Raw genomic sequence first — 7,421 nt, forward strand, 5'->3', positions numbered from 1 at the left:
TTTCTCGTGTTCCTGAATGTGGCTGTATTTTCTGGGCATAGCAAAGACCTCCTGTAGTAGTTTTATTCTACCACAGGAGGCCTTCTTTTTTCACTGTCTACTTTTACTGGAGCGGTTCAAATTGCAGACAGCAATACATACAGTGCTGCAAACTTCCATTGCAGACTGACGGCAGCCACGGAAATTGACGAGAAACCAACGACAATCAACAGGATACAGATGAAAAGCTGTTTAATTTTTCGGTTTGCCAGTATTCGCATAGCATACCTCATTCCGTCACATTCCATTTGTAACCAATACGCCGAACAGTGACGATTTTTTGTGGATTGCCGGGGTCATTCTCAATTTTAGTGCGTAATCTTCGGATATATACTGTCAGGGTGCTGTTGTCAATATAGTTTTCCTCACAATCCCAAAGCCTGCTCAAAATTTGCTCCGATGACAGGACAATGTTTGGGTTTTCCATAAACAGACACAGCAATTTATATTCACTGGCCGTCAAGTCGATCAGAACAGCGTCTTTGTAAACTTCATGCTTTAGTAGTTGTATTCTTATCCCATTTGAGTTCAATTCTGTATCAGCCTGATTGAAGTTCTCACTTCGGCGAAGCAGAGCATTGACCCTTGACAGAAATACCGCCAATTTGAAAGGCTTTGTAATATAATCGTCGCCTCCTATGTCAAGGCCCATAATAGTATCCGTTTCTTCATCTGCTGCGGTCAAAAAGATAATCGGCACCTTTGAAGTCTGACGGATTTTTTTACATAGATCATAGCCGGAACCATCTGGCAGAGATACATCCAATATAACTAAATCATATTTTCCATTCATCCACAGATTTTCCGCTTCTGAACTTGTCCGGGCAATATCAATCTCATATCCCTGTTTCTTAATTGCAAAGGATAGTCCATTGATTAAGCTCAAATCATCTTCGACAAAGAAAATTCGTTTCATGTATTATCACCACCCATAGATTTATTTTCTTTACATCGTTTATCCAACGGCTTTTCTGCATTTTTGGGGATCAGCCAAACACCGGCCATCTTTACAGCGCCGGGAATACGGCCACCGGCGCAATAGTAGTTTACCCGTCGAGGGGTCACGCCCCATTTTTCGCTTGCCTCTTTCAAAGTCATATAATCCATAACGCACCTCCATCTGTTCTATTGTAGTTCTTTTGCTCGAACAATACAAGTTGATGAAGGAGAAATAAAATAGAACTTCACATCAAATTACATTACATTCTCATATTCCAACCCGAAATGTACAATGATATAGGGTGATATGAGAATGAACCAAGACGAAAGAAGGTTTGACTTTCATGGGCTCGGGCTCGCTTTGAAACAAGCCAGAGAGGAAAAGGGCTGGACGCAAGCCTATGTGGCGGAGCTGGTCGGCAAGACTGACCGCACCATTATGAACATTGAGAACAAAGGCCAGCACCCCAGTTTCAACCTGTTTTTCAAACTCGTCACTCTGTTCGACATTTCCGTAGATCAGTTTTTCTATACAGAAGGTCAGCGTGGAGAGAACAGTTGCAGAAAGCACATTGATGTGCTTTTAAGCTCGATGAATGAGAAAGAGCTTGTTGTTATGGAGGCCACAGCCGAAGGGCTCAAGAAAGCCAGAGAAACGGAGGTTCAGGAGTAAGAGCCTCCGTTTTTTTATGCTATTTTGAGGGGTGCCGCTAAGTGGCAAGCAATGCCTCCGTGGCCACAAAGGCCCGGACGCTGCTTGTTGGGGCTCGCCCCAAACCCGTATCTTCGGGCCAACATGGCCCGAAGTATTTGCGTCGCTTTGCTCCTTGTTTTCATAACCTCAACGCTCCTTTTCCTGCTTTCTGCCCGGCTCGGTGTAGCCCAGCAGAGTATCAATATTTGTCTTGATGGTGACGATCTCCTGCATATCCCGGCGCGCCTTTTGGTACTCACCATAGAGGCGTTTTTTCTTTGCCGTCAGCTTGCGGCCTTCCTCCTTCAGCACATTCATTTTCGGGAGCTTCGCCCCACCCAGCAGACGGCGCATTTCCGCCTGTGCCGCCCGGTACAGTTCAATATCCGCCTCATGCTCCGCAAGGAATTTCCGGCTGTACTTGGCAGCCTTGTACTGCTCAAAGACCGGGCGTGTTTTGGCATATTGGACCGTTGCGTCCTTTAGCCCGGCATTGGTTTTCATGGCCTGCTCCGTCTGCTTGATCTGCTCGGAAAGCACATGGAAATGGTCGGTTGCCTCGGTGGCTTTCTGCGCCAACTGCTCATAATCAGTCAGGCCGTTGTCCTGTATATAGGCGAGGGCGGCGGCCATCTGCTTGATGTTGAACACCTTCGCCCACCGCTCGTAGCCCGGTCCCTTACCGGCAGCCAGCTTTGCTTGAATATCCACCGCCAGACTGATTTTTCGCTCCGGGCGTCCGGGGCGTTTTTCTTTGCCCTCAATGGCGGCAAGAACATCTTTCAGATCGTAGCCGTCCCCCAGCGTAGAGGCCCGCAGACGGGTAAAGCGTTCCTGTCCCTGGCCGGTCAGCCGGAAGCTGATACCACCGCCCCGAACCTTCTTGACTTCATATCCGGCCCGCTTCATCAGGCCGAGAAATTCGTCCAGATCGGCGGGGCGCTCCGCCAGCGCAGTATCAATGGCAAGGCGCAGCCGGTCCTGATACGAAAGCGGCCCTTTCCGTTCTTTCTGCCACTCCCCATAGTTCCGGTATTTTCCCTTGCTCCGGGGCTTCGGGTTCTCTACAATAGACAGTCCGTTTTCAAGGCACAGTCTGTCAGAGAGCCGCCGGAGGGCGAAGCTGGAGCCCCAGAAGTTTCGGAATTTCCGGGTACAGTCAAGGGTGGTTGAGTTGTAATAGATGTGACAATGGATGTGCTGCTTGTCGGTATGCGTGGTAACGATAAAAGCGTGCCGCCCCTTCGTCCAGCGCATAGCCAGCTCATAGCCGATACGGTTCGCCTCCTTCGGGGTGATCTCTCCCGGATAAAAGGACTGTCGTATTTGATAGCACAGCACATCATTGGCCTTTTTCTGTTCCCGGCCTGTCATGGCGGCATAGCTGGCTTTCGCCAAAAGAAACTCGTCCGCCACGGTGGCAGGGTCGCACTCATAAGCGGAGATATACTTTCCGCTTTCTGTTTTTTCCGGGTTTTTACCATAGTCCAGACAATCCCGGATGGCCTCGGCAATCGTTTCGCCTTCGCCCGCATGGCGCTGCAACAAAGTTGTGGTAGCCAGAAATCATCCCTCCCTTCTATGAAAAAAGGGCGGCCCATCCAGACCGCCCCGACTTCGGGCCAACATGGCCCGAGGCTGTTTAACTTGCCAGAAACCGATACAGAGCGGATTTGCCTCCGTCCAGCGCCCAAAGCAGAGAACCAGCCGCCGCTTGCAGCCCATACGGCGAAAGGAGGAAGGCGAGGAACAGAAATACAATCCCGCCGATGGGGGTTGGCGTGAAAAAGAGGGCGATACCCAGCACCGCCAGGATCACGGAGGCAATCGTCAGCAGGAAGGCGCAAATATCAAACAGAAACACCAACAGAACCGCCAGAAGGGATAGCGCCAGAGCGAAGGGCGCGACTAATATTTTCAGCAGTATCTTCATCATCAAAACCTCCTTTATTCTTTCTATCTCTATTTTATCATGCCTGCCTGGGGACATAAATGTTGCGAAAGATTAGTGAATCCTGTCCCGGAGTTTCGGGTCAACATGGCCCGAAGTATTATATTGACACTACATATTGACCGCAGTAAACTTTATATAGGCAGTAAATTTTAGGAGGGGTCAAAATGCCTGTTAATATAAAAGAACTGATAGATAATGGTTATATCGTTATTTGTGATACTAATGTCTATCTTCACATTTATCGCTTCTCTCCAGAATTTTCCGATTTTGCATTAAGATGTATGCAGGCAATTCAAAGCGACATTATTATGCCATCGACTGTACGATATGAGTTTCTAAAACATTATCGTGGCTATTTCAGCAAAATGGAAAAAAGAGTACAAAATGTAGGCGACGATACCAAAAAACAAATTAGCAATGCAGCTCGCAAAGTTCTCAATCTATGTGATAATTTGCAGTCATTACAATATCCTGATATTGAAGAATTGCGTGCAAATTTATCCCAGAAGTTCGATGAACTCATGGCTATTCCAGAAGCATTTTTTGAGGATAGAACGATACTTGACTTAATTGCAAATCCGTGGAAAGGTCAAGACCCGGTATATGATTTGGTAGAACTAATCATAAATGACTCTCGAGTTATGACATCCGTCACGCAAGAAGAAATATATCAGATTTGTGAAGAAGGAGAGCGAAGATATAAAACTGATCCGCAAACACCGCCAGGATTCAAAGATGCTAAAAACAAAGATGGGGTCCGAAAATATAGCGACCTAATTATGTGGAAAGAAATTCTTCGCTATGCAAGAGAAAAAAGCGTAAATGTTATATTTGTAACTGATGATGTAAAAAGCGACTGGTGGATAGATGACAATGGTCAAAGGGAATTTCATCCTTATCTGTGTCAAGAATTTCAACGAGAAACTCAGATGCAAATTGTGGCACTTACAGCACTGGATTTCTTTTCAAATATATCTGTCACCTATGGCATTCCAAAATCAGATGCTGTTGAAATAGCATTGAGGATAACAGATGATGACTACTTTGATAGGGTGCATGAAGCTGTATTTGAAAGCATTTCTGATGCTCTGTCTTTCTCTGGTGAAGAATATCTTGAGCCTTCTTCTCACATTGGGACAAATGGAATCGACGAGCTGGAAATTACGGAGTATGAGTTTCTTTCGGCAGAGCAAGTCGATAGAGATAATGATACGATAACTTATGTTTTTACCTTCCGTATAGAAGCAGACGCCACATCGTTTGACTATTGGGGCCGCGATGATGAAACAAAACAAATTCTTTTAGGTCCTGCTGGCGCACACAGCTTTGAAGGCGAAATCCAAGTAGAGGTAATCCGAGAAGCAGATATGTACCTTGACTTCGAGGGCGACGACGGATTTGAAAAAGCCACTATTATTGACGGAAAACTGAAAGAAACAAATTTTCAACCTCTATTTGAAACAGATGACGATGAATATGTTGAAGGCGCATATAATATCTGCCCTGATTGTGGATGTAAAATCAATTTTGAGAATGATGGTGGAAATGGCTTTTGCGTAAATTGTGCCCCTAATCATTGAAAAGTGGGCGGCAACCAATAACACGGTTGCCGCCCACTTCTTATTTACTTTGCCACCAGCTCGGAGAGCTCCCGCAGCACCTTTGACACCTCGCCCCACAGCTTTTCATAGTCCCGCTTCAATCCGTCGATTTCCTCCGGGTACACGCCGTAGGTATGCGCGTGTACGGCGACCTGATTGAGATTATTGGAACAGCGCCTTTGCAGAGAGATCAATTCTTTTATGGGCGCAAGGTCAACGTGCAGGATATACCCGTTCAGAGCCATCTTCCGCACATAAGCCCCGGCATTGGAAATGCCCGCTTCGGCCATCCGTTCATGGATGGCCGCCAGCTCGTCCGGCGTTACCATGACGTGCAGATGGACATTCCGCTTGCGGTTCTCCATCAGCGTTCCAGCTCCCGGCCCTTTCTGCGCTCTTTGGGCTCCTTCACTTTGTCCAGCGGCTTTGCATCCAGCTCCGGGGGCGCAGGCTGGATGGGCGTGTTGTTGGGTACGCCGTCGATCATGTTGCAGTTCTGCTCCGTGGAGAGCTCGGCGGTTTTCAGATAGTTGTCTTTTTCGTGCATGGCAATCCTCCTTTATCGTTCCTCATGGTTTTTATGGTCCCGCTTCTGGCTGGGTTCCTTCGGAGGTTCCTGCCCTCTGGCTCCATCCTTGAGCCGGGCGGTAATGGATGGGCGCGCCCGGTCAGGATTGCCCGGTGCGGGTTTCAGCTCATAGTCCTCCATCTGTTTTTCGGTCAGCGGCTTTGCATAGGTTAGTTCACCCCATGCCATCAGCCTGCCATTTGCCACAGGGCGCCGCCTGTCGTCATCGTAGTTGACGATGGAAAGCGGCGGGTTATCCGATGGCTTCGGGTAGGTGCCTATGTCCACAGGGCGCTGGGTGGAATAGTAGCGGTAAACGCCTTCCGGGCCCAGCTCCGTATTTTTGACTGCCGCATGATAAAGGTACTGATAATCGTCCACCCGGCGGTCAAAATCCTTCTGCGCCCATTCCAGACTGTTTCCATAGCGGCCCCAGTAGTAATCCCGCTGGCCCTTTTCGCCTTCGGTAAACTGCCAGGTCACAAAGGGGCTCGGCGCGCCCGGGTTATGCCCCAGCGCAAAACCGTGTCCGCTGTCAAAGGTGGTGGCTTTCAAAATGGCATAGCCTTGTACGATCTCCAAGAGATACCTCCTTTCTGAACCTCGGGCCAACATGGCCCGAAGTGTGGTATGTTACGAAATGAGGGAGTAAACCGGGGCGGGATGGGTTGCAGTATTCCCGCCCCGGAAACGCCCTCAAAAAAGCCCGGAATATCAAGCCTTTCGAGACGGCAAATCGTAACCGCCGCCCGGCCTTTTCTCCCGCATTTTCCTCATGCGTTCCCGGCTTTTCCGGCGGTTCCCTTCGGCCTTGCAGGCGTCGGAACAGTAGGCTTGACGGCCTTCCGGTAAAAATGCCCGCCCGCAGACCGTACAGACCCGAAGCTCCGGGGAGCCGCCTTCCACGGTCAGCGCCGCAAGAAGCTCCGGGTCGAGGGGCAAGACGGCCTCCCGGAAATACCGGCAGTAAGCGCCCGTCCAGCATTTGTGCAGCATATAGCAGCCACAGTCCAGCGGCAGGCACAGGCCCGTTTCCCGGTCATAGTTGGCGCACATCCCCGTGACAAGGGAACGGATTTTCTTCTTCTCGTCACGGGTCAGCTCCCGGGCGTCCATTCAGGACTTCGGGCCACGATGGCCCGAAGGTCGGGACTCCACGATCAGCGCCCGGAATTTCTTCCGACACTGTTTTTTCCTGCCTTTGCACTCCTTGTAGTAGCGACATCCGGCACAAGGGTCATCGCTGCCCCGGCCCGGCCACGGCACTTCCTTCATCATTCGCTCAAAGGGGCTGTTGGTAAAATTCACTGGCGGGCCTCCTGTTCTTCCGTGTCCTCGTCCCACGGAGGGGTATCCTCGTCTTCGGGTTCCTCTGCGATTTCCTCCGGCCCTTCGTCCTCATATTCGCAGTAGTCGTCCTCCAAGTCCGGCGCTTCGTGCTTCGGCTTGCAAATCTTGAAGTAATAACCAGCACCGCCGCCGATCAGCACCACCGCCCCGATCAGGAGCTGAACCGCCCCATATTGTGCGGACAGTACAAAAAAGAGGCCTGCAAGGGGTAGAACAAGCGAATTAAAGACTGGCCTGGCGAAGCGAGAGCGGAGCCAGGCCAGTCTTTGTCTGGAG

11 protein-coding genes and 1 pseudogene are annotated in these 7,421 nt (G+C 49.7%); 2 read left to right on the forward strand and 10 right to left on the reverse strand.

Annotation, left to right across the window (positions count from 1 at the left end; all coding sequences use genetic code 11):
• Positions 1-268 precede the first annotated feature (268 nt).
• A complete protein-coding gene (locus tag B5G28_RS13755; RefSeq protein ID WP_087249717.1) occupies positions 269-955 on the reverse strand; it encodes a response regulator transcription factor in 687 nt (228 codons plus the stop codon).
• Complete coding sequence (locus tag B5G28_RS13760) at positions 952-1,146, reverse strand: helix-turn-helix domain-containing protein (protein ID WP_087249719.1); 195 nt, start codon at positions 1,144-1,146, stop codon at positions 952-954. Before B5G28_RS13760 ends, B5G28_RS13755 begins: the two co-directional genes overlap by 4 nt.
• Before the next feature lie 139 nt (positions 1,147-1,285).
• Here B5G28_RS13760 and B5G28_RS13765 point away from each other — a divergent pair, with 139 nt between their 5' ends.
• Entirely contained in the window at positions 1,286-1,651 is a 366-nt protein-coding gene (locus B5G28_RS13765) for a helix-turn-helix domain-containing protein (RefSeq protein WP_180963101.1), read from the forward strand.
• Positions 1,652-1,819: 168 nt separating this feature from the next.
• Here the strand turns inward: B5G28_RS13765 and B5G28_RS13770 are convergent, their stop codons facing one another.
• Entirely contained in the window at positions 1,820-3,235 is a 1,416-nt protein-coding gene (locus B5G28_RS13770; protein WP_087249721.1) for a relaxase/mobilization nuclease domain-containing protein, read from the reverse strand.
• Between the two features lie 79 nt (positions 3,236-3,314).
• Entirely contained in the window at positions 3,315-3,605 is a 291-nt protein-coding gene (locus tag B5G28_RS13775; RefSeq protein ID WP_087249723.1) for a CD1845 family protein, read from the reverse strand.
• A 185-nt stretch (positions 3,606-3,790) separates the two neighbouring features.
• On the opposite strand from B5G28_RS13775, the gene B5G28_RS13780 reads away from it, so the two are divergent.
• Positions 3,791-5,206 (forward strand): PIN-like domain-containing protein, encoded by a 1,416-nt coding sequence (locus B5G28_RS13780; protein WP_087249725.1) that lies wholly within the window; start codon positions 3,791-3,793, stop codon positions 5,204-5,206.
• Between the two features lie 44 nt (positions 5,207-5,250).
• Here B5G28_RS13780 and mobC read toward each other — a convergent pair whose 3' ends face one another.
• From mobC to B5G28_RS15105, 6 genes and pseudogenes are all read right to left on the reverse strand, one after another.
• Positions 5,251-5,592 (reverse strand): plasmid mobilization relaxosome protein MobC, encoded by a 342-nt coding sequence (gene mobC / locus B5G28_RS13785; RefSeq protein WP_021419845.1) that lies wholly within the window; start codon positions 5,590-5,592, stop codon positions 5,251-5,253.
• Positions 5,592-5,774, reverse strand: a complete 183-nt coding sequence (locus B5G28_RS13790) for a DUF4316 domain-containing protein (protein ID WP_021419846.1) — start codon at positions 5,772-5,774, stop codon at positions 5,592-5,594. The genes mobC and B5G28_RS13790 overlap by 1 nt, the downstream gene beginning before the upstream one ends.
• A 12-nt stretch (positions 5,775-5,786) precedes the next feature.
• Positions 5,787-6,377, reverse strand: coding sequence for a hypothetical protein (locus B5G28_RS13795; RefSeq protein WP_242967633.1), 591 nt, complete (start codon positions 6,375-6,377; stop codon positions 5,787-5,789).
• A 132-nt stretch (positions 6,378-6,509) separates the two neighbouring features.
• Entirely contained in the window at positions 6,510-6,911 is a 402-nt protein-coding gene (locus tag B5G28_RS13800; RefSeq protein WP_087216230.1) for a cysteine-rich VLP protein, read from the reverse strand.
• The gene (locus B5G28_RS13805) at positions 6,912-7,103 is read right to left on the reverse strand and encodes a hypothetical protein (RefSeq protein ID WP_087249730.1); all 192 of its coding nucleotides are present in this window, start codon (positions 7,101-7,103) and stop codon (positions 6,912-6,914) included.
• Positions 7,100-7,421 (reverse strand): annotated as a pseudogene (locus B5G28_RS15105) (DUF4366 domain-containing protein); the annotation flags it as partial. The gene B5G28_RS13805 and the pseudogene B5G28_RS15105, both read right to left, overlap by 4 nt.

Source organism: Faecalibacterium sp. An77 (assembly GCF_002161315.1).
GTDB lineage: Bacteria > Bacillota > Clostridia > Oscillospirales > Ruminococcaceae > Faecalibacterium.